The organism is Bradyrhizobium brasilense (assembly GCF_029714345.1).
Classification (GTDB): domain Bacteria; phylum Pseudomonadota; class Alphaproteobacteria; order Rhizobiales; family Xanthobacteraceae; genus Bradyrhizobium; species Bradyrhizobium australafricanum.
In genome coordinates, this window is the sequence record NZ_CP121669.1 from 687,320 (window position 1) to 709,056 (window position 21,737).

The window sequence follows — 21,737 nt, forward strand, 5'->3', positions numbered from 1 at the left end:
GCAATTTCCTCGATTGATCTTGGTTGGGGACTTACGCAACGAACCCGCAGCCGGTCCCGGCAGACGGCAGCGGGGCAATCCTTGTCGCGGCGAATCCCGGAACGCGCGGCGCGCGTCTGGCTCACGCCGCGGTATCGGTTGGCTTCGGCCGGCTGAATTGTTGCCGGAGCGTCGGCTTATGAATTTTGCCTGTCGCGTTCCGCGGCAGGACCTCGATGAATTCGATCAGGCGCGGGCATTTGAACCGCGCCAGATTGGCCTGGCAATGCGCGTGGACCTCGGCCGGGGTCAGCGAATGGCCAGATTTCACGGCGATGATCGCCAAGCCGACTTCGCCCCATTGCTCGTCGGGGATGCCGATCACCGCGGCCTCGGCGACGGCGGCCAATTGATGCAGCACGCTCTCGACCTCGGCCGGATAGACGTTCTCGCCGCCCGAGATGTACATGTCCTTCCAGCGGTCGACGATGTAGTAGAAGCCTTCCTCGTCGATCCGCGTGGCGTCGCCGGTGTGCAGCCAGCCGTCGGTGAACGAGGAGGCGTTGGCGTCCGGCCTGTTCCAGTAGCCCGGCGTGATGTTCGGGCCCTTGACCCAGAGTTCGCCGAGCTCGCCGACCGCGGCGTCGCTGCCGTCGGGCCGCACGATGCGGACCTCGGTGTGCAGCACCGGCTTGCCGGACGAGCCGGCCTTGCGCGCGGCATCTTCGCGGTCGAGTACCATCACCGCCGGCGACGTCTCGGTCATGCCGTAGCCCTGCTGCAGCGCGACGCCGCGCGCCTCCCAGGTCTTGAGCAGCGGGACCGGCATCGGCGCGCCACCGACGCCGCCAATGACGAGGCGGCTGAAATCCGCCGTAGCGAAGGACGGGTGCTGCGCCATGAACTGGTAGATCGCGGGCACGCCGAAGAACACGTTGATGCCCTGCGCGGGATCGCCGATCAGCTTCAGCGCCTCGCCGGGATCGAAGGCGCGCATGATCTGCACGGTGCCGCCGGCATGCAGCACCGGGTTGGTGTAGCAATTCAGCCCGCCGGTGTGGAACAGCGGCAGCACCGTGAGCAGCACCGAGGCCGGCGAGATGTAGGCGGGGCCGCCGAGATTGACGCAATTCCAGAACGTCATCCCATGCGTGATGATCGCGCCCTTGGGCTGGCCCGTCGTCCCCGAGGTGTACATGATGGTCGAGATGTCATCGAGCATGACCTCCTCGAACCGCTCGAGCGGCGTGGCTGCCGCGATGCCGGCCTCATAGGCGCCGCCGGGGCCGAGCCTCACGGTCGCAGCGACATTGCAGAGCTTTGCCACCGCAAGCGCGGTCTCGGCGAGATCGTCGTCGTGGATCATCACCTTCGGCGCGGCGTCGCCGGTGATGTAGCGCAGCTCGGGAACGGTGAGGCGGGTGTTGAGCGGCAGGAAGATCGCGCCGATCCGGAAGCAGGCGAACTGCACCTCCAGCGTATCCGTCGTGTTCAGCGCCAGCACCGCGACGCGGTCGCCGCGGGCAACCTTCAGCCCATCGCGCAGCCAGGCCGCAAGCCGCGACACGCGGGCGTCGAGCTCCGCATAGCTGAAGCGGCGATCGCTGGCGAGATCGACAAGCGCCATCTTGTCCGGCGTGCGCCGGCGATGATGCGCGATCCAGTCGTAATAACGAACCGGCAAATTTCCCTCCTCCGGAACGGCAGTCTTGCGCCGCCTGTTCCTGGCTCAATTGATGCCATGAATTGGCAGTGGAGGGGGCGTATAAGGATACTGTCTTGCGTTTAGTGGCTGGCAAATCGCCGGACCGGGCGTCGGCACCGATGGCAGCCACTCGACGCAAGTGAACCGGGAGAAATCCGGACATCGTCGGAGAGAAGAATCAACGGAGCACGCGGATGGCAAACCCGTTCTACACCGGCGAGCATGAGGCCTTTCGCGAGGTGATGCGGCGCTTTATTGCCAGGGAAATCGAGCCTTATGCCCATCAATGGGACGAGGACGGCGAGTTTCCGCGCGAGCTCTATGCCAAGGCATCCGCGATCGGGCTGCTCGGCCTTGGCTTCCCGGAAGAGTATGGCGGGATCGCCGCCGACCAGTTCATGAAGATCGTGGCCTCGCAGGAGTTGGCGCGGGCCGGCGCCGGCGGCGTCTCCTCGAGCCTGATGAGCCACACCATCGGCTCGCCGCCGATCGCGCGCGCCGCGCGGCCCGAGGTCAAGGCGCGGGTGCTGCCGGACGTGCTCGCCGGCAAGAAGATCTCCGCGCTCGCGATCACCGAGCCGAGCGGCGGCTCCGATGTCGCGAACCTGCGCACCAGGGCGCGGCGCGACGGCGATCATTATGTCGTCTTCGGCGAGAAGACCTTCATCACCTCGGGCATGCGCGCCGACTATCTGACGGTCGCGGTGCGCACCGGCGGCGAAGGTCCCGGCGGCGTCAGCCTGCTGTTGATCGAAGGCAATACGCCCGGCCTGTCCCGCACCAAGCTGAAGAAGATGGGCTGGTGGGCGTCGGACACCGCGACGCTTCACTTCGACGAGTGCCGCGTGCCGGTCGAGAACCTGATCGGCGAAGAAGGCCAGGGCTTCAAGATTATCATGCAGAACTTCAACAGCGAGCGCATGGGCATGGCGGCGAGCTGCACTGCCTATGCGCGCGTCTGCCTCGACGAGGCGGTCGCCTATGCCAAGGAGCGCAAGACGTTCGGCAAGCCGATCGCCCAACACCAGGTGATCAGGCACAAGATCGTCGACATGGCGCAGAAGGTGGCGGCCTCGCAGGCGATGCTGGAGATGCTGGCATGGCGGCTCGGCCAGGGCGAAAGCCCGGTCGCCGAGATCTGCATGATGAAGAACCAGGCGACGCAGACCATGGCGCACTGCGCCTCCGAGGCGGTGCAGATCTTCGGCGGCGCCGGCTTCATGCGCGGCGTCAAGGTCGAGCGCATCTACCGCGAGGTCAAGGTCAACGCGATCGGCGGCGGCACCGAGGAGATCATGAAGGACCTCGCGAGCCGACAGATGGGATTGTGATCGCGTCAGGTGATGATGTGGTCGCGGCGAAAAGACGGATTGTGAACCCTCCCCCTGAAAGGGGAGGGCAGGGTGGGGGTCAAGCCGCGAGCCCGACTGGCAGTTGACCCCCACCCGGCCCGCTCGGCGTTGCCGAGCACGCCGACCTCCCCTTTCACGGGGAGGTGAGAAGGAAAGGTCATTCCGGGGCGCGCGCCAGCGCGAACCCGGAATCCAGAGGTAATGGATCGAGATTCCGGGTTCGATGCTTCGCATCGCCCCGGAATGACAAAGGATAGTTCGAGAACATGCTCTTCACCGCCGACCACGACGAACCGCGCCGCGCACTACAGAAGTTCATCGCGGCCGAGATCAATCCCCATGTCGACGAATGGGAGAAGGCCGACATCTTCCCGGCGCATGAGCTGTTCAAGAAGCTCGGCGATCTCGGCTTCCTCGGCCTCAACAAGCCGGTCGAGTTCGGCGGCCAGGGACTGGATTATTCCTACGCGCTGATGATGGCCGAGGAGTTGGGGGCCATCACCTGCGGCGGCGTGCCGATGGCGATCGGGGTGCAGACCGACATGGCGACGCCGGCGCTGGCGCGGTTCGGCTCCGACGAGGTACGGCGCGAATTCCTGGCGCCGGCGATTGCCGGCGATCAGGTCGCCTGCATCGGCGTCTCCGAGCCCGGTGCCGGCTCCGACGTCGCCTCGATCAAGACCAGTGCGCGCGCCGACGGCGACGACTACGTCATCAATGGCGGCAAGATGTGGATCACCAACGGCACCCAGGCCGACTGGATCTGCCTGCTCGCCAACACCAGCGACGGCCCGGTCCATCGCAACAAGTCGCTGATCTGCGTGCCGATGAAGACGAAGGGCGTGCAGATCGCGCGCAAGCTCGACAAGCTCGGCATGCGCTCCTCCGACACTGCACAGATCTTCTTCGACAATGTCCGGGTGCCGAAGCGCAACCGGATCGGCGAGGAGGGCCAGGGCTTCACCTACCAGATGATCCAGTTCCAGGAGGAACGGCTGTGGGGGGCGGCGGCCTGCCTGAAGGCCCATGAATTCATCATCAACGCGACCATCGACTACACTCGCAACCGCAAGGCGTTCGGCGGCTCGATCCTCGACAACCAGGTGGTGCACTTCAAGCTCGCGGAAATGCAGACCGAGGTCGAGCTGCTGCGCTCGCTGATCTATCGTGCCGGCGAGGCGCTGGTGGCCGGCGAGGAGGTGACCCGGCTCGCGACCATGGCCAAGCTGAAGGCTGGCCGGCTCGGCCGCGAGCTCACCGACGCCTGCCTGCAATATTGGGGCGGCATGGGTTTCACCAACGAGACGCCGGTCAGCCGCGCCTATCGCGACAGCCGCCTGACCTCAATCGGCGGCGGCGCCGACGAGGTCATGCTCATGGTATTGTGCAAGATGATGGGCACGCTGCCTGGCCTGAAGCAAAAGGGAAACGCCTGATGATCACGCTCTATCACTGCGACGCCGCGCGCTCGTTCCGTCCGCTGTGGATGCTGGAGGAGCTCGGGCTTGCCTATGAGCTGAAGATGCTGCCGTTCCCGCCGCGCGTGTTCGCCAAGGAATATCTCGGCATCAATCCGCTCGGCACCATCCCATTCATGATCGATGGCGAGACCAGAATGACGGAGTCCTCCGGCATCTGCCATTATCTCGGCACCAAATACGGCCCGACGCCGCTGATCGTCGGCGTCGACGAGCCGGCCTATGGCGCGTTCCTGAACTGGATGTATTTTTCCGACGCGACGCTGACCTTCCCGCAGACGCTGGTGCTCCGCTACAGCCAGCTTGAGCCGGAGGAGCGGCGCAACCCGCAGGTCTCGGGCGATTATGCAAAATGGTTCCTGGGCCGCCTGCGCGCGGTCGAGGCCGCCGCCGCGAAGTCGGAATTCCTCTGCGCGGAACGCTTCACGGCGGCCGACATTGCCAACGGTTATGCGCTCCGTCTCGCCAGCAATATCGGCCTCGCCAAGGATTTCGGGCCGAATGTCGCGGCCTATTGGGCGCGGCTGCAGCAGCGCGACGGTTACCAGCGCGCGGTCGCGGCGGAGCAAAAAGCCGGTCAGGAACAGAACGTTGCGCCGCGGGCGCGGCCGTAACTTCTCCGTCATTCCGGGACGATGCGTCAGCATCGAACCCGGAATCTCGAGATTCCACAATGCGCAACTGCGCATTGGGGCTCGCATCTTCGATGCGCCCCGGAATGACGACATTTCGCATCGGTGACAGCGTGCGAATTTGCGTTATGGTAGCTCCGCCGCAGCGGCCCAAAGAGCCGCGCGAGGAGGAACCGCCATGGACGCGATCGTGGACGCGAAGTGCCAGAGCTCCAGCCAGCAATCCGGTCACCGGATGCTGATCACGCCGGAACGGGTGTTCTATGCCGGGCTGCTCGGCCGCCCGCGCGAGCGCTGTCCCGGTGCATTCCATGTCTATGTCGCGATCCGCGACGGCTTGCATCTGTCAACCAGCGAAGGTCGCGAGTCGCATGGCGAGCTCGCGGTGACGATGCCGAACCTCCGCCACACCATCACCAGCGAATATCGCTCGGCGATCTGCGTCGCGATCGAGCCGGAAAGCGTGCCCGACGGCACGCTCGAAGCCGTCGCCCGCCGTCTGCAAGGATCGGACTCCCATCTGTTCGCCAATCGCATTCGCAACGCCTATGCGACGCTCGCCGACATGCAGCATCGCGATGCGATCGCGAATGCCGAGTTCGACACCATGTGCTTCGGCGACGCGCTGCCGCAGCGCGTGCTCGATCCGCGTGTCGTGCGCGCGATCGGCCGCATCGGGCAATTCTCCGGCGAGCCGGTGACTGCGGCGGGCTGCGCTGCGGAGGCCGGGCTATCGCCCTCGCGCTTCCTGCATCTGTTCAAGGAGGAGACCGGGATCTCGTTCCGCTCCTTCCGCGCCTGGAAGCGCGCGCGGCATTTGCTGCACTTCGCCAACCAGGACATCAACCTCGCGCATCTCGCGCAGGATATCGGCTATCCCGACTCGACGCATTTCAGCCATTCGATCCGCCGCTTCTATGGCCTGAAGCCGCGCGCGATTTTCTCCGGCTCGCGGGATCTCGCGATCTACCGCACCGGGCAGGCCGCCAGCGAACGCGCGCTGACTTAGTCGTCGTCCCGGCGAAAGCCGGGACCCATACCGCGTGATCTATCCGTGATGCGGGATGGAAGAGATCTCGCGAATCAATTGACGGCTGTGGTTATGGGTCCCGGCCTTCGCCGGGACGACACTTGAGTTGTCCTCCGCTCACAAATTCGCGCCCTGAATCACCTCGCCGAACCGCAGCCAGCCCGGACCTTCGATCCGTTGCAGCTGAAGCTGCTGCAGCGGGTGATGATTGGTCGGGCTGGTGTTGACGCGGATGCCGGGCAACAGCGTCGGGACCTCGATGTCCTTCAGGTTGTTGGCCTGCGCCATGATGTTGTCGCGGCTGAAATTGCCCTTGCATTGCTCGAGCACGATTTTCAGCACCTGCGCCACCGTGTAGGCGTAGAGGTTGTAGCCCTCTTTCGGATTGCCGTCGGGGAAGTACTTTTCCATGAAGGCGAGGAAGTTCTTCACGCCGGGATCATTGGCCCAGGCGGGGTCGGCGACGTCCTTGACATAGGCTGACGAGATCGTGCCTGCGACTTGTCGAGGCCGACAGGCGCGATAGTCGATGAGATCGAGGCGGCGCCGCTGGCGATGAAATGCATCGGCTTCCAGCCGAGCTCATAGATCTTGCGGATCGACTGCGCGCAGAACTTTGCCGTGGTGCCCGAGATCAGCATATCGGGATTGGCGCCGCGCAGCGCCACGATCTGGGAATCGATTGTGGGATCGGTCACCTCGTGCGAGGCAACCACGGCTGCGGTCGCGAACCGTTCGCCGAGCACATCCTTGGCCCCGGCGACGAAATCCTTGCCGAGGTCGTCGTTCTGATAGAGCACGGCGAATTTCGCGTTCTTGTTCTGGCTCAGTGCATATTTGACGAACACCTGCGCCTCGGTCCGCGCGCTCGGCGCAAAGCCCATGGTCCAGGGATAGGTCTTGTAGTCGCCCCATTTGTCGCCATTCACCGACAGGAACAGATGCGGCACCTTGGCGGCGTTGATGTATTTGACGACCGACGAGTTCGGCGCGGTGCCGAGCATGTTGAACAGAAAGGCGACATTGTCGCTTTCGATCAGTCGGCGCACCTGCTCGACCGTCTTCGCCGGGTTGAACGCATCGTCGTAGTAGATGTATTTGATCTGCCGGCCGGTGATGCCGCCCTGCTCGTTCAGCATCTTGAAATAGGCTTCCTGACAGCGCGCCTGCACGCCGAGCGCGGATACCGGGCCGCTGAGCGAAGTGGTGCTGCCGATCCTGATCTCGGTCGCGGTGACGCCCGGCGTGTCCTCGGCAAGTGAAGCTCGGACGCCTGCGACCGCGGCAAGTCCCGCGCCTGCCGCGCCGGTGAGCCATCTGCGCCGGTTGATCGAGACCATGACGTTCTCCCCGTGATGCCGGCTTGTTGCGCCGCTTCTGCTTGGCAGCAAGGTTAGGCGCGACGCGGGCGTCGCGTCTTGTGTTAACCGGCTGGCGACGGATTGTGTCGTGAGCGCATCCACTTAGCCAGTCAACGCAAGATGGCGCGAAGGCAAAGTTCTCATCATGGCGAAATCAGCAGCGCATGTGCGCCGCAAAAGCGGACAAGAGACCCATGAGCGACAAGGCCGTCATCACCTGCGCGCTGAACGGCGTGCTTACCGACCCGAAGCAGCACAACGTTCCGGTGACGCCGGAACAGATGGCGCGCGAGGCCAAGGCCGCGTTCAACGCCGGCGCCAGCATCATGCACATCCATCTGCGGCAGCAGGAGCCGAACAAGGGCCACCTGCCGTCATGGGATGTCGGCGTCAGCAAGGAGATCCAGCAGGCGATACGCGAGGCCTGCCCCGGCGTGATCATCAACCACACCACCGGCACCTCCGGCCCGAACTACCAGGGCGCGCTCGATTGCGTGCGCGAGACCAGGCCCGAGATCGCCGCCTGCAATGCCGGCTCGCTGAATTATCTCAAGGTGAAGGCCGACAACACCTGGGCCTGGCCGCCGATGATGTTCGATAACGCCGTCGAGAAGGTGCAGGATTATCTCGACGTGATGAAGGTGGCCGGCACCATTCCCGAATTCGAGTGCTTCGATGTCGGCATCGTGCGCTGCGTCGGCATGTACCGGCAGACCGGGATGTATTCCGGTCCGCTCGAATACAATTTCGTCATGGGCGTCGCCTCGGGCATGCCGGCCGATCCGGAGCTGTTACCGATCCTGTTGAGGCTGAAGGCGCCGGAGGCGCATTGGCAGGTCACCGCGATCGGCCGCGCCGAGATCTGGCCGCTGCATCAGCGCGCCGCCGATCTCGGCGGCCATCTGCGCAGCGGGCTCGAGGATACGTTCTATCTCGGCGATGGCACCAAGGTGACGTCGAACGGGCAACTCGTCGAAGGGCTCGCCGCCTGCGCGCGCCGCGCCGGCCGCGAGATTGCGAGCCCGGCGGAAGCGCGGCAGATTTTCGGTGTCAGGCACTAGGGCTACGCCAGCCGTCATTGCGAGCGCAGCGAAGCAATCCATCTTGCCGTTTGGAAAGTATGGATTGCTTCGTCGCTTCAGCGCAAAATTGCTTTGCCATTTTGTCGCGAGCTCCTCGCAATGACGAGGCAGGAGGACATACATGCACAATCTCGCAGGAACCAGCGGTGTCACCGGGCCGGGTCGTATCGGCCGGGTCGCGATCGGCGACCTGTTGAAGCGCGCCGCGCGGCGGTTTCCGGATCGCATCGCGCTGACCGACGGCAGCAGGCAGGTCACCTTCACCGAACTCGAGCGCGACGCCAATCGCTTCGCCAATCATCTGGTGCAGCGCGGGCTGAAGCCGGGCGAGAAGATCTCGACCATCTGCAACAACTCCGTCGAATTCGTCAAAGCGCTGTTTGGCATTCACCGCGCCGGGCTGGTCTGGGTGCCCATCAACACCATGCTCGGACCGGCTGATATGGACTACATCCTCGGCCATGCCGAGGTGCGTTTCGCCATCATCGATGACGCCCTTCATGCTCAGGCCGACCGCCGCGCCGCGCTGGAAGCGCGCGGCATGGAGATGATCGCGATCGATCTGACCGGCAATGCCGGCAAGACCGGATTGCAGGAGTTCAGCGGTCTGCTGGAGGGACAGTCGGATATCGAGCCTGACATCGAGATCAACGACCGCGATCTCGCGATGATCATCTATACGTCAGGCACGACCTCGCGGCCGAAGGGCGCGATGCATTGTCACCTCGCCGTGGTCATGGCGGTGATGAGCAACTGTATCGAGATGCAGCTCTCGCGCGATGACGGGATCACCGGACAGTTTCCGCTGTTCCACTGCGCCGGCCACGTGTTGCTGCTCAGCTATCTCTCGGTCGGCGGCCGCATGGCGCTGATGCGCGGCTTCGATCCGGTCGCGTGCATGGAGGCGATCGTGCGCGATAAGCTCACCGTGTTCGTCGGCCTGTCCTTGATGTATCAGGCGATCCTCGACCATCCGCGCCGGCGCGACTACGACCTGTCGGGCCTGCGCTGCTGCATCTACACCATGGCGCCGATGGGCAAGCCGCTGCTCGAGCGCGCGATCGCCGATCTCTGTCCGAACTTCGTGCTGTCCAGCGGCCAGACCGAGATGTATCCGGCGACGACGATGTCCCGCCCGGAGGTGCAGCTCGACCGCTACGGCAACTATTGGGGCGAATCGCTGATCGTCAACGAGACCGCGATTATGGACGACAATGGCAACCTGCTTCCGCGCGGCGAGATCGGCGAGCTGGTGCATCGCGGGCCCAACGTGATGATGGGCTACTACAAGGACCCCAAATCGACCGAAGAGGCGCGCAAGTTCGGTTGGCACCATACCGGCGATCTAGCCTTGATCGACGGCAATGGCGAGGTGCTGTTCCTTGACCGCAAGAAGGATATGATCAAGTCGGGCGGCGAGAACGTTGCCTCCGTCAAGATCGAGGAGACGTTGCTGGCGCATCCCGCCGTGCAGAACGCCGCCGTGGTCGGCCTGCCGCATCCGCAATGGGGCGAGGCGGTCTCCGCCTTCGTCAAGCTGAAGCCCGGCGCGGTGGCCGACGAGGCCGGTATCGAGGCGCATTGCAGAAAGCATCTCGGTGGCTTCCAGGTGCCGAAGCTGGTGCGTATCCTCGAGGAGATGCCGATGACCGCGACCGGCAAGCTGCGCAAGGTCGAGCTGCGGCAGCAATACAGTGGGCATTTTGTGGAGCGCGCCTAGTGGCCATCATCGAGAACACGATTTCCACCGGCAGCGCCGCCTTCCAGGGCAATCGCGACGGCATGCTGGCGCTGATCGCCCGGATGCGCGCCCTGGAGGAGCGGACGCGCGCAGCCTCCGCCGCGGCAAAGGACCGCTTCCACAAGCGCGGCCAGCTGTTGCCACGCGAGCGCGTCGCGCTGGTGCTCGATCCCGGCTCGCCCTTCCTCGAACTGTCGACGCTCGCCGGCTACATGTTTGACGTGGCGGATGTGGACAAGAGCGTGCCCGGCGGTGGACTGGTCGCCGGCATCGGCTTCGTCTCCGGCATCCGCTGCATGGTCAGCGCCAATGATGCCGGCATCGACGCGGGTGCATTGCAGCCTTACGGCCTCGACAAGACGCTGCGGGTGCAGGAACTCGCGCTGGAGAACAAGCTGCCCTATGTGCAGCTGGTCGAGAGCGCCGGCGCCAACCTGCTGCGCTACCGTGTCGAGGACTTCGTCCGTGGCGGCAACATCTTCCGCAACCTGGCGCGGCTGTCGGCGGCAGGGCTTCCCGTCGTTACCGTCACCCACGGCTCCTCGACCGCGGGCGGCGCCTACCAGACGGGCCTGTCCGACTACATCGTGATGGTGCGCGGCTGCACCCGCGCCTTCCTCGCCGGGCCGCCTCTGCTCAAGGCCGCCACCGGCGAGATCGCGACCGAGGAGGAGCTCGGCGGCGCCGAGATGCACACCCAGGTCTCGGGCCTTGGCGATTATCTCGCCGAGGACGACCGCGACGCGCTGCGCATTGCGCGCGACATCATGGCCAAGTTGCCTTGGGATCGGCCGGCACCGGCGCCGGCCGCGTTCAAACCGCCGCGTTACGACGCGGAGGAACTGCTCGGCATCATGCCGATGGACCACAAGCGTCCCGTCGACATACGCCAGGCAATCGCGCGCTTCATCGACGATTCCGACTTCACCGAGTTCGGCGCCAATTACGGTCCGGCGACGGTCTGCGGCCAAGCCCGCATCCAGGGCCAAGCGATCGGCATCATCACCAATAATGGCCCGCTCGACGTGCCCGGCGCCAACAAGGCGACGCACTTCATCCAGGCCTGCTGCCAGTCGCGCACGCCGATCCTCTACATGAACAACACCACCGGCTACATGGTGGGCAAGGCATATGAAGAGGCCGGCATGATCAAGCATGGCTCCAAGATGATCCAGGCGGTGACCTCGGCGACGGTGCCGCAGATCACGCTGTATTGCGGCGCCTCGTTCGGCGCCGGCAATTACGGCATGTGCGGCCGCGGTTTCCACCCGCGCTTCTGCTTCTCCTGGCCCAACGCCAAGACCGCCGTGATGGGCGGCGAGCAGGCCGCTGAAACCATGGCTATCGTCACCGAAGCCGCCGCCGCACGGCGCGGCAAGCCGATCGAGAAGGAGAAGCTGGACGCGATGAAGGCGCAGATCACCGGCGTGTTCGACAGCCAGATGGACGTGTTCTCGACCAGCGCCCGCGTGCTCGACGACGGCGTGATCGATCCGCGCGACACGCGGACGGTGCTGTCAGAGGTGCTTTCGATCTGCCGCGAGGCCGAGGCCCGCAGCCCGCAGCGCATGCAGTTCTCGGTGGCGCGGCCATGAGCGGGGCAATCGTGAAGCGGACGCCGTTCTTCAAGATCCTGATCGCCAATCGCGGCGAGATCGCGCTGCGCATCATGCGATCGGCACGGCGGCTCGGCCATGGCGTCGTCGCGGTCTATTCGGACCCCGACCGTGACGCGCTGCATGTGCGCGAGGCCGACCAGGCGGTGCGGATCGGCGAGGCGCTGCCGGCGCAATCCTATCTGAAGATCGACGCGATCATCGCCGCCGCCAAGGCGAGCGGCGCCGGCGCGGTGCATCCCGGCTATGGCTTCCTCGCCGAGAACGAGGATTTTGCGCAGGCCTGCCGCGATGCGGGTCTGGTGTTCATCGGTCCGTCGCCGGAAGCGATCCTTGCGATGGGCAACAAGGCCGGCGCCAAGGAGATCATGCAGAAGGCCGGCGTGCCCTGCGTGCCCGGCTATCAGGGCGCCGACCAGAGCGATGCCGTGATGCTGGCGGAAGCCAGGGCCATTGGTTTTCCGGTCATGATCAAGGCGGTCGCCGGCGGCGGCGGCCGCGGCATGCGGCTGGTCGAGGACGCGGCGGCATTTCCCGACGGGCTGCGCAGTGCGCGGTCGGAGGCGCAGGGCGCGTTCGGCGATCCGACCGTCATTCTGGAGCGCGCGATCGTCAATCCGCGCCACATCGAAATCCAGGTGTTCGGCGACCGCCATGGCAACGCCATCCATCTCGGCGAGCGCGATTGCTCGGTGCAGCGGCGGCACCAGAAGCTGGTCGAGGAGGCGCCGTCGCCGGCGGTGACGCCGGAGCTGCGCGCGCGGATGGGCGCGGTCGCGGTGCAGGCGGTCAAGGCGATCGGCTACGAGGGTGCGGGCACGCTGGAATTTTTGCTCGATCGCGCCGGAAATTTCTACTTCATGGAGATGAACACGCGGCTGCAGGTCGAGCATCCCGTCACCGAGGCGATCACCGGGCTCGATCTGGTCGAATTGCAGCTGCGTGTCGCCAGTGGCGCGCCGCTCGGCTTGACCCAGGAGGACATCAAGTTCTCCGGCCATGCCATCGAGGTCCGGCTCTGCTCGGAGGATGCCGCGCACGATTTCATGCCGCAATCCGGCACGATGGCGCGGTGGCAGATGCCTGATGGCATCCGCGTCGAGCACGCGCTGCAGTCCGGCTCGGAGATTCCGCCGTTCTACGATTCGATGATCGCCAAGGTCATCAGCCATGGCACGACCCGCGAGGAGGCGCGCGGCAAGCTGATCTGCGCCCTGGAGCAGGTCACGGCCTTCGGCGTCACCACCAACCAGGGTTTCCTGATCGACTGCCTGCGCCATCCGGTCTTTGCCAGGGGCGAGGCGACCACGGCCTTCATCGGCGACAACCGCGGCGCGCTGCTGGCGCCGCGGCCGGATCGCGGCAGCGACCTCGCGCTTGCGGCGCTGCTGCTCTACGTCACCAATCCGCACGCCCCGCCATGGCAGCGCGGCCGGTCGCTCGCAGCGACATTCCCGCTCGGCCTGCGGATCGATCTCGGCCACGGCGTGCAGGAGATCGAGGTTGTCCGCGAGCGCGACGGCAGCTACATCGCGACCCGCAACGGCGATCGCTTCAGCTTCGCGCTCGACGAGCTCAGTCAGGACAGCATCCGCTTCCACCACGATGGGGTGATGGAGCATGCCCAATTTCTGCGCGATGGCGACCGGCTCTATATCCTGCATCGCGGCGTCACGCTGTCGGTGCGCGATCTCACCCTCGCGCCGCCGGAGAGCGCGACGGCGGCCGGCGGTGACGGCAAGGTCCGCGCCGCCATGAACGGCCGGGTCGTCGCGGTGCTGGTGCAGCCGGGCGACAAGGTCGCGGCCGGCCAGCCGGTGATGACGCTCGAAGCGATGAAGATGGAGCATGTCCACACCGCCGGCGTCGCGGGCACGGTATCGTCGATCGATGTCGCCGAGGGCGAGCAGGTGACGACGGGGAAGATCGTGGTGGAGATCGAGGCCGCCGCATAACCGCCGTCGTCCCGGGCAAGCGGAGCGCGACCCGGGACCCATAACCACAGGACGTGGTGATTCAAAAAAGCTGGGGGCCACAGCGCGGCGCAACAGCGAACGTTTGTGGTTATGGGTCCCGGCCTTCGCCGGGACGACGATAGAATTATTCGCTCCGCCCCGTCCCGTCATTCAGCCAGCAGGCGACCCGATGCGCCGGGCCGGCCGGCTGCAGCGCCGGGCGTTCGGTCTTGCAGCGATCCATCGCGTAGCGGCAGCGGGTGTGGAAGGCGCAGCCTGAAGGCGGGTTGATCGGACTCGGGACATCGCCGTCGATCAGGGGAGCGGTGCGTTTGGCCTTGGGATCGGCGATCGGCACCGAGGCGAGCAGTGCCTGGGTGTAGGGATGGCGCGGATTGGCGAACAGCTCGTGCTTGTCGGCGATCTCGACAATGCGGCCGAGATACATCACCGCGACGCGGTGGCTGATATGGGCGACGACCGCCAGATCGTGCGCGATGAACAGGTATGAGAAATTCTGCTTGCGCTGCAGGTCGATCAGCAGATTGATCACCTGCGCCTGGATCGAGACGTCGAGCGCGGAGACCGGCTCGTCGCAGACGATCAGCCGCGGCCCGAGCGACAGCGCACGCGCGATGCAGATGCGCTGGCGCTGGCCGCCGGAGAACTGGTGCGGGAAATTCTTCATCTGGTCGGGCCGCAGGCCGACCTGCTGGAACAGTTCCGCGACGCGTTCCTGCTTCTTCGCGCCGGTCGCAAGACCATGCACAATGAGGGGCTCGCCGACGATGTCGCCGGCCGTCATGCGCGGATTGAGCGAGGCGAACGGATCCTGGAACACGATCTGCATCGAGCGCCGGTACGGCCGCAGCGCGGTCTTGCTGAGCGGCGCGATGTCCTCGCCATCCAGCTTGATGGCGCCGCTGGTCGGCTCGACCAGCCGCAGCACGGTGCGCGCCACCGTCGACTTGCCGCAGCCGGATTCGCCGACCAGCCCGAGCGTCTCGCCAGCGCCGAGCGCGAAGCTGACGCCGTCGACCGCATGCACGGTGCCGACCTGCCGGCGCAGCACACCGCCGCGCACCGCGTAGTGCTTGACGAGGTCGGTCACCTCGAGGAGCGGGCGCTGTTCGGTCATGACGCCTCCGCAATCTCGCCGGCGCGCCAGCACGCGGCCCAGTGATTGCTCTTGATCTCGTCGAGCGGCGGATATTCCTGACGGCAGCGGTCGACCGCCAGCTTGCAGCGCGGCGCGAAGGCGCAGCCGGGCGGCAGCTTGGTCAGCGACGGCACCATGCCGGGGATTTCGGTCAGCCGCGCATCGGTCTTCGCGCCGAGCGCGATCACCGCCGGCATCGAGGCCATCAGTCCGCGGGTGTAGGGATGCAGCGGCGTCTCGAACAAGGATTCAACCGTCGCTTCCTCGACCTTCTTGCCGGCATACATCACGATCACGCGCTGCGCGGTCTGCGCGACGACGCCGAGGTCGTGGGTGATCAGGATCAGCCCGGTGCCGAGCCGCTTTTGCAGATCGACGATCAGCGCCAGGATCTGCGCCTGGATGGTGACGTCGAGCGCCGTGGTCGGTTCGTCCGCGATCAGGAGCGCCGGCCGGCACGCCAGCGCCATCGCAATCATCGCGCGCTGGCGCATGCCGCCGGACAGCTGATGCGGATATTCCTGCGCGCGGCGCTCCGGCTCCGGAATCCGCACCAGCCGCAGCATGTCGACCGCCTGCTTCCAGGCCTCCTTGCTGCTGACCTTCTGGTGCAGCCGCACCGCCTCAATGATCTGGTCGCCGATCCGCATCACCGGATTGAGCGAGGTCATCGGCTCCTGGAAGATCATCGAGATGCGGTTGCCCCTGATGTCGCGCATCGCGGCATCGTCGAGCTTCAGCAGATCGGTACCCTCGAGTGTCACCGAGCCGCCGACGATGCGGCCGGGCGGATCGGGCACCAGACGCATGATCGAGAGCGCGCTGACGCTCTTGCCGCAGCCGGACTCGCCGACGATTGCCAGCGTCTCGCCGCGGCGGACCGAAAACGAGACATCGTCGACCGCGCGGAACAGGCCGGAGTTGGTGAAGAACACTGTTTGCAGGTTCTTCACGTCGAGAACCGTATCGAGCGTCTTGGCCTCGCTCATCAGCCGCGCTGCCTCGGATCGAGAATGTCGCGCAACGCGTCGCCGAACAGATTGGTGCCGAACACCGCAAGGCTGATCGCAATGCCGGGGAAGATCACCAGCCAAGGCGCGGTGCGGACATATTCGGCGGCGGATTCGGACAGCATGCGACCCCAGGACGGATAAGGCTCGGGGATGCCGAGGCCAAGGAACGACAGCGACGCTTCGGTCAGGATGGTCGAGCCGAGCTGCGCGGTCGCGAGCACGATCAGCGGCGCGATGGTGTTGGGCAGCACGTGGCGCAGCGCGATCCGCATCTCGCTCATGCCGATCGATTTGGCGGCCTCGACGAACGGCTGCTCGCGCAGCGCCAGCGTGTTGGCGCGGATCACGCGTGCGACCGTCGGGATCAGGGGAATTGCGATCGCCAGGATCACGTTCGGCAGCGAGGGACCGAGCGCCGCGGTCATGACGAGTGCCAGCACCAAGAGCGGAAGCGATTGCAGGATGTCGGTCACCCGCTGGAACACGAGGTCGACCCAGCCGGAGAGATAGCCGGAGGCGAGGCCCACGATCACGCCGAGCGTGGCGCCGAGCGTCGTCGAGCCGATGCCGACCGCAAGCGAGATCCGCGCACCATGGATGATGCGGCTCCAGACATCGCGGCCGAAGGAGTCGGTGCCGAACCAGTGCAGCGCGGACGGCGCAGCCAGCCGGTGCGCGGAATCGACGCTGAGCGGATCGTAGCGGCTGATGACGTTAGCGAAGATCGCGGTCAGCACGAACAGCAGCATGATGACGAGGCCGACCGTGCCGAGCACATGGCGCTGCGCGAGGAACGCAAACCGTCCCCAGCCACCGGTGGCGTTGGCCCCGGCACGTCGCAATTCGCTGTCGAAATTGATGGTTGCCACGCGCTCAGTCTCCAAACCGGATACGCGGGTCGATTGCCGCATAGAGCATGTCGACGATGAAGTTCACCACCACCACCACGACGGCGATGAACATCACGAGGTTCTGCACGATCGGATAGTCGCGCCAGCGCAGCGCCTCGACCAGGAAGCGGGCGATGCCGGGGATGTTGAACACGGTCTCGGTGACGATCAGGCCGCCGATCAGGAATGCGGCCTCGATGCCGATCACGGTGATGACCGGCAGCACCGCGTTCTTCAGGGCGTGGTGATAGTTCACGGAGGCCTCGGAGGCGCCCTTGGCGCGCGCGGTCCGGATATAGTCCTGGCGCAGGATCTCCAGCATCGAGGAGCGGGTGATGCGCATGGTGAGCGCCGCGCTGCGGAAGCCGACCGCCATCGCCGGCACGGCATAGATGGTCAGCGCCTCGAGCCAGGTTTTCGGGTTCGGATTGAAGATCGGCATGGTGCCGAACAGCGAGACCGAGGCCATCAAGATCAAGAGGCCGAGCCAGAATGACGGCAGCGACAGGCCGCTGAGGCTGACGACGCGCAGCGCATAATCGAGCCGTGAGCCCTGGTGGACGGCGCTGATGACACCGAGTGGAATGCCAATCGAGGCGGAGAACAGCAGCGCCAGCCCCGCCAGCCGCGCGGTGATGGGAATCCGCGGCAGGATTTCCTCCAGCGCCGGCTTCTCCGAGACGTAGGAATAGCCGAGATCGCCGTGCAGCAGGCCGCCGATCCAGTGCAGATACTGGATTACGATCGGTTGGCTGAGGCCAAGCTCGCGCTCGAGATTGGCCTTGTCGGCGGGGTCGACGAAGCCCGCGGCGTCGAACAGGATGTCGACGATGTTGCCGGGAACGACGCGCAGCAGCACGAAGATGATGACCGAGATCCCGAACAGGGTCACCAGCATCAGGAACAGCCGCCGCACGATATAGGCAAACACCCTGGCTCTCTCCTTGATCCCGCCTGTGTCTTGTCTTCCGACGCGCTTTCTTTGCGCGAATCGGTATCCACTTCGCCCGAAAACGCTATGCCTACTTGTCCAGCCAGACGTCTTCGTAACGATAGCCGTTATAGGAGCTGTTGGACATGATCGTGACATTCATCACGTAAGGCTGCCAGCAGGTGCCGGTGCGGGCATGGAAGATGATCGGACGCGCGACGTCTTCCTGCAGCTTCTTGTCGATCTCCCAGACCAGCTTCTTGCGCTTGTCGGTGTTGGTCTCTTCCGACTGCTGATCGAACAGCTTCTCGATCGCCTTGTTGCAATAGTTGGTGTAGTTCCGCTCCGAGCCGCAGGCATAGTTCTCGTAGAACGACTGATCGGGCTCGTCGACGGCATTGCCGGTGAGGTTGAGGCCGAGCGAATAGTCCTTGCGGGCGATCTTCGGGAACCATTGCGCGGTGTCGACGACGTCGAGTTCGGCGTCGATGTAGATGCTCTTGATCTGGTCGATCAGGATGATCGCGGGATCGCGATAGACCGCGATGTTGCGGGTCGAGACCTTGATCTGCAGGTGCTTGTCCGGGCCATAGCCCGCCTTCTGCATCAGCTTGCGGGCTTCCTCGCGGTTCTTCTCGATGTCGGGACCGTAGCCGGGGATCTGCTCCAGCATCTCCTTCGGCATCGCCCACAGCCCGTCCGGCGCCGGCTCCATGGTACCGCCGATGTCGCCCTGGCCTTCGAACATGATCTGGATGAACGCCTTGCGGTCGAGCGCCAGCGCCAGCGCGCGGCGGATGTCGAGATTGTCGAACGGCGGCGCGGTCGAATTGATGATGATGTTGGTGGAGACGTTGTTCGGTTCCACTACGCAGACCGCATTGGGCGCCTGCGACTTGACGTCCTTGAGCAGCGGGATCGAGACCTCGGTCGGGAACGTCATGTCGAACTTGCCGGAGACGAAGCCGAGGATCGCGGTCGAGCGGTTCGGGATGATGGTGAACTCGATACCGTCAAGATAAGGCAGGCCCTTCTTGAAGTAATCCGGGTTCTTGGTGAGCTTGATCGATTCGTTGGCCTTGAACTCGACGAACTTGAACGGGCCGGTGCCGACCGGCTTGGTGCGCATCTCGGCCGGCGACACATGGCAGGGATAGACCGGCGAGTAGCCCGAGGCGAGCAGCGACAGCAGCGCCGGTTGCGGCCGCTTCAGCTTGAACGACGCCTCATGGTCGCCGTTGGTCGTGACCTCTTCGACTTGCTCGTACCAGGACTTGCGCGGGTTCTGCCGGAACTTCTGCTGCGACTTGCCCATCAGCATGTCGAAGGTGCATTTGACGTCGGCGGCGGTGAACGGCTTGCCGTCGTGCCATTTCACGTCCTTGCGCAGCTTGAAGGTCAGCGTCTTGTTGTCGCCGCTCCAGGCCCAGCTTTCCGCAAGCTCGGGCCGGATCGTGCTGGTGCTGTTCTGGGCGATGTGCTGATCGAAGATGACGAGATTGTTGAAGATCGGCATGAACGGAACGTTCAGCGAATAGGTCGCGCCCTCGTGGATCGAGGCGCTGCCGGGGCTGTCGCGGTGATAGATCCTGAAGATGCCGCCCGGTTTCGGCTCGGCTGCGCGTGAAACGTCGCTGATGATCAGCACAGACAACACCGCGACGGCCAGCGCTTGCACGCTCCGCATGGTCCCCTCCCACATTTCGGTCTCAATGGCCGATTGGCATCGACGATACCACGGTGAGGCTGTCGGGCAACCAGCGAGGATCGCGCGGGGATTGGCAATTCGGATGACCCCACAACATTAAAATTTCCACGGATCGGGAATAATGGCTGTGATTGCGGGGAACCTGGGTTGTTTTGCTATGCAGCGGCGAATCTCCGTTTGAATTCGGTTGCCGACGCCGACGCGTGCGGCGTGAAGCGGCTGCAATGAGCGACAGTATGTCGCCGATGCTCGCTAAGCGGCGTCGAGGTCTGTCCCGTCATCCTGAGGAGCGCGAAGCGCGTCTCGAAGGATGCACGGCCCGAGCCGGTGGCCGATTCATCCTTCGAGGCTCGCTCCGCTCGCGCCTCAGGATGGCGGTTCAATAGGAACAACGCGATCACTCAGCCGCCTGCGGCGAGGGCAGGTGCATGTTGGCGACGCCATCGGCCTCGGTCGCCGAGATCGTGGTGCGAATCATCAGGCGGCCCTCATGCGCCGGCCAGGGGCGGCCGCGATGCATGGTGGCCCGGTTGTCCCACATCACGACGTCGCCCTGCTTCCATTGATGCAGATAGCTGACGCCGGGCACGGTCGCGGCTTCGGTCAATTGCTCGATCAGCGCCCTGCCGGCCTCGGCATCCATGCCCTCGACGCCATAGGCATGGGAGGCAAGATACAGCGCGCCGCGGCCGTTGACGGGATTGCGCCAGACCATCCGCCAGCACACCGGCGGCAACGCGTCGACTTCTTCAGTCGTTGCGAGGCCGGTGGCCACCTTGCTGCGCGAATGCGCGTAGGAGTGCCAGGCGAACCCGTTCTCCAGCCGACTTGCCGCGTCCTTGTCGAGCCGCTCGAAGGCAAGCCGCATCGAGACGAATTCGGTCTCGCCGCCATGTTCAGGAATGATGCGCGCCGACAGGATCGAGGTCAGCGCCGGCACGCGCTTGAAGGAGGAATCGGTGTGCCAGAGCTGGTTGGCCCTGGCGCGCAGCTGCTGCCGGTGATCGGATGGAACCACCTTGCCGTCGGGCCCGAAGGTCGAGAGGATCACGAAATGCGAGCCGGTGCCCATTGAGCCGACCTTGGTCACCTCGGGCGGACCGAACCGGCGCGAGAAGGCGAGCTGGATGTCGTCGCTGACCTCCTGGCCGCGGAACACCAGCACCGAATGTTCCTCGAACGCCGCGCGCACCGCCGCATAGGCGGCATCGCTGGCGGCAACGTCTGACAGCGTGACGCCGCGCAGCTCGGCACCGAATCCCGGACGCAGTGGGATCACTTCCATCGCAAGTCCTCCCTTTTCTTTGTTGTTGCGGCGAGGTTAGGGGAAAAGCCCGCGATCGGCAACGCGGCCCGCGGCGCCTCAACCCATTGCGATCAGATTGTGCCGCGTGCGCCGGTCGGCGACCTCGATGCGATGTGTGACGAAGGCGAACAGCGCCCAGCTGGAATGGAAGGCGACACCGGCCAGGATCACGATGGTTCCGGGAATCGGACCGATCGAAGCGCGGTCCCAGATCGCGCCCATCGTGGTCAGCGGCAGCGGGTGGATCGCCAGCTTGCCGTAATAGGCGATGGCCTGGATCGCGAAGATCCAGCCATAAGTCCGTCGCAGGCGCCGGCCGATCGCTCTGACATAGCTGATGTGATAGCTGGGGCGGCGGTAGTCGTTGGCGAGCAGTTCGGTCCAGGCTGCGTTCGGTGTGGGGCCCTCGCCGCGGATCATCGGCGCGTAGAAATCGGTTTCGAGCAACCGCGCCCGGGCGCGCCAGACGTTGAAATAGCGATAGCGCCGCGCCTCGAATAGCAGGAATACGGTCACCAGCAGTCCGACCAGGACCATCGGCAAGGGCGAGGCTTCCGCACTGCTGTAGGTCGCCGACAGCGCGATCCCGGTCGTGACCACCGCCCAGTTGGTCGAGCTGTCGAGACGGGTGCGCCAGACCGTGCTGCGATAGACCTCGCCACGATAGAGATGGGCGAGTGCACCGATCTCGGCGGCAGTGAATTCGAGCCTTCCGGCCTGCACCGGCTCCGGCTCGCGCGGCTGGGGCGATGGCATGGCGGCCTCCGGCGAAGCTGGCTTGCGATCCCGGAGCATAGCG

At 65.1% G+C, this 21,737-nt stretch carries 18 protein-coding genes; 8 read left to right on the forward strand and 10 right to left on the reverse strand.

Features of this window, described 5'->3' with window-relative positions:
- Nucleotides 1–121 precede the first annotated feature (121 nt).
- A complete protein-coding gene (locus QA635_RS03115) occupies nucleotides 122–1,663 on the reverse strand; it encodes an acyl-CoA synthetase (RefSeq protein WP_283066843.1) in 1,542 nt (513 codons plus the stop codon).
- Between the two features lie 215 nt (nucleotides 1,664–1,878).
- Here QA635_RS03115 and QA635_RS03120 point away from each other — a divergent pair, with 215 nt between their 5' ends.
- From QA635_RS03120 to QA635_RS03135, 4 genes are all read left to right on the forward strand, one after another.
- On the forward strand, nucleotides 1,879–3,015 hold the full coding sequence (locus QA635_RS03120; protein ID WP_283066844.1) for an acyl-CoA dehydrogenase family protein: 1,137 nt from the start codon (nucleotides 1,879–1,881) through the stop codon (nucleotides 3,013–3,015).
- A 287-nt stretch (nucleotides 3,016–3,302) separates the two neighbouring features.
- Complete coding sequence (locus QA635_RS03125) at nucleotides 3,303–4,472, forward strand: acyl-CoA dehydrogenase family protein (protein WP_283066845.1); 1,170 nt, start codon at nucleotides 3,303–3,305, stop codon at nucleotides 4,470–4,472.
- Nucleotides 4,472–5,128 (forward strand): glutathione S-transferase family protein, encoded by a 657-nt coding sequence (locus QA635_RS03130; protein ID WP_283066846.1) that lies wholly within the window; start codon nucleotides 4,472–4,474, stop codon nucleotides 5,126–5,128. The genes QA635_RS03125 and QA635_RS03130 overlap by 1 nt, the downstream gene beginning before the upstream one ends.
- A 196-nt stretch (nucleotides 5,129–5,324) precedes the next feature.
- Complete coding sequence (locus QA635_RS03135; RefSeq protein WP_283066847.1) at nucleotides 5,325–6,155, forward strand: helix-turn-helix domain-containing protein; 831 nt, start codon at nucleotides 5,325–5,327, stop codon at nucleotides 6,153–6,155.
- 138 nt (nucleotides 6,156–6,293) lie between these two features.
- Here the strand turns inward: QA635_RS03135 and QA635_RS03140 are convergent, their stop codons facing one another.
- The gene (locus QA635_RS03140; protein WP_283066848.1) at nucleotides 6,294–6,608 is read right to left on the reverse strand and encodes a type 1 periplasmic-binding domain-containing protein; all 315 of its coding nucleotides are present in this window, start codon (nucleotides 6,606–6,608) and stop codon (nucleotides 6,294–6,296) included.
- Nucleotides 6,605–7,516, reverse strand: a complete 912-nt coding sequence (locus QA635_RS03145; RefSeq protein ID WP_283066850.1) for an ABC transporter substrate-binding protein — start codon at nucleotides 7,514–7,516, stop codon at nucleotides 6,605–6,607. The genes QA635_RS03140 and QA635_RS03145 overlap by 4 nt, the downstream gene beginning before the upstream one ends.
- 215 nt (nucleotides 7,517–7,731) lie before the next feature.
- Here QA635_RS03145 and QA635_RS03150 point away from each other — a divergent pair, with 215 nt between their 5' ends.
- From QA635_RS03150 to QA635_RS03165, 4 genes are all read left to right on the forward strand, one after another.
- Nucleotides 7,732–8,598, forward strand: coding sequence for a beta-keto acid cleavage family enzyme (locus tag QA635_RS03150; RefSeq protein WP_283066852.1), 867 nt, complete (start codon nucleotides 7,732–7,734; stop codon nucleotides 8,596–8,598).
- Between the two features lie 142 nt (nucleotides 8,599–8,740).
- Complete coding sequence (locus tag QA635_RS03155) at nucleotides 8,741–10,339, forward strand: AMP-binding protein (RefSeq protein ID WP_283066854.1); 1,599 nt, start codon at nucleotides 8,741–8,743, stop codon at nucleotides 10,337–10,339.
- A complete protein-coding gene (locus QA635_RS03160) occupies nucleotides 10,339–11,955 on the forward strand; it encodes an acyl-CoA carboxylase subunit beta (protein ID WP_283066856.1) in 1,617 nt (538 codons plus the stop codon). The genes QA635_RS03155 and QA635_RS03160 overlap by 1 nt, the downstream gene beginning before the upstream one ends.
- Nucleotides 11,952–13,931: an acetyl/propionyl/methylcrotonyl-CoA carboxylase subunit alpha gene (locus tag QA635_RS03165; RefSeq protein WP_283066858.1), complete on the forward strand. Its 1,980-nt coding sequence runs from the start codon at nucleotides 11,952–11,954 to the stop codon at nucleotides 13,929–13,931. The genes QA635_RS03160 and QA635_RS03165 overlap by 4 nt, the downstream gene beginning before the upstream one ends.
- Before the next feature lie 145 nt (nucleotides 13,932–14,076).
- Here the strand turns inward: QA635_RS03165 and QA635_RS03170 are convergent, their stop codons facing one another.
- The 7 genes from QA635_RS03170 to QA635_RS03200 form a co-directional block, all read right to left on the reverse strand.
- Entirely contained in the window at nucleotides 14,077–15,069 is a 993-nt protein-coding gene (locus QA635_RS03170; protein ID WP_283066860.1) for an ABC transporter ATP-binding protein, read from the reverse strand.
- Entirely contained in the window at nucleotides 15,066–16,079 is a 1,014-nt protein-coding gene (locus QA635_RS03175) for an ABC transporter ATP-binding protein (RefSeq protein ID WP_283066862.1), read from the reverse strand. The genes QA635_RS03170 and QA635_RS03175 overlap by 4 nt, the downstream gene beginning before the upstream one ends.
- Complete coding sequence (locus tag QA635_RS03180; protein ID WP_016848340.1) at nucleotides 16,079–16,972, reverse strand: ABC transporter permease; 894 nt, start codon at nucleotides 16,970–16,972, stop codon at nucleotides 16,079–16,081. The genes QA635_RS03175 and QA635_RS03180 overlap by 1 nt, the downstream gene beginning before the upstream one ends.
- A gap of 4 nt (nucleotides 16,973–16,976) precedes the next feature.
- Entirely contained in the window at nucleotides 16,977–17,924 is a 948-nt protein-coding gene (locus QA635_RS03185) for an ABC transporter permease (RefSeq protein WP_028335293.1), read from the reverse strand.
- A gap of 91 nt (nucleotides 17,925–18,015) precedes the next feature.
- The gene (locus tag QA635_RS03190) at nucleotides 18,016–19,611 is read right to left on the reverse strand and encodes an ABC transporter substrate-binding protein (RefSeq protein WP_283066867.1); all 1,596 of its coding nucleotides are present in this window, start codon (nucleotides 19,609–19,611) and stop codon (nucleotides 18,016–18,018) included.
- Between the two features lie 418 nt (nucleotides 19,612–20,029).
- Nucleotides 20,030–20,917: a TauD/TfdA dioxygenase family protein gene (locus tag QA635_RS03195; RefSeq protein WP_283066869.1), complete on the reverse strand. Its 888-nt coding sequence runs from the start codon at nucleotides 20,915–20,917 to the stop codon at nucleotides 20,030–20,032.
- A 78-nt stretch (nucleotides 20,918–20,995) separates the two neighbouring features.
- On the reverse strand, nucleotides 20,996–21,694 hold the full coding sequence (locus QA635_RS03200) for a DUF2270 domain-containing protein (protein WP_425249124.1): 699 nt from the start codon (nucleotides 21,692–21,694) through the stop codon (nucleotides 20,996–20,998).
- Nucleotides 21,695–21,737: the final 43 nt, after the last annotated feature.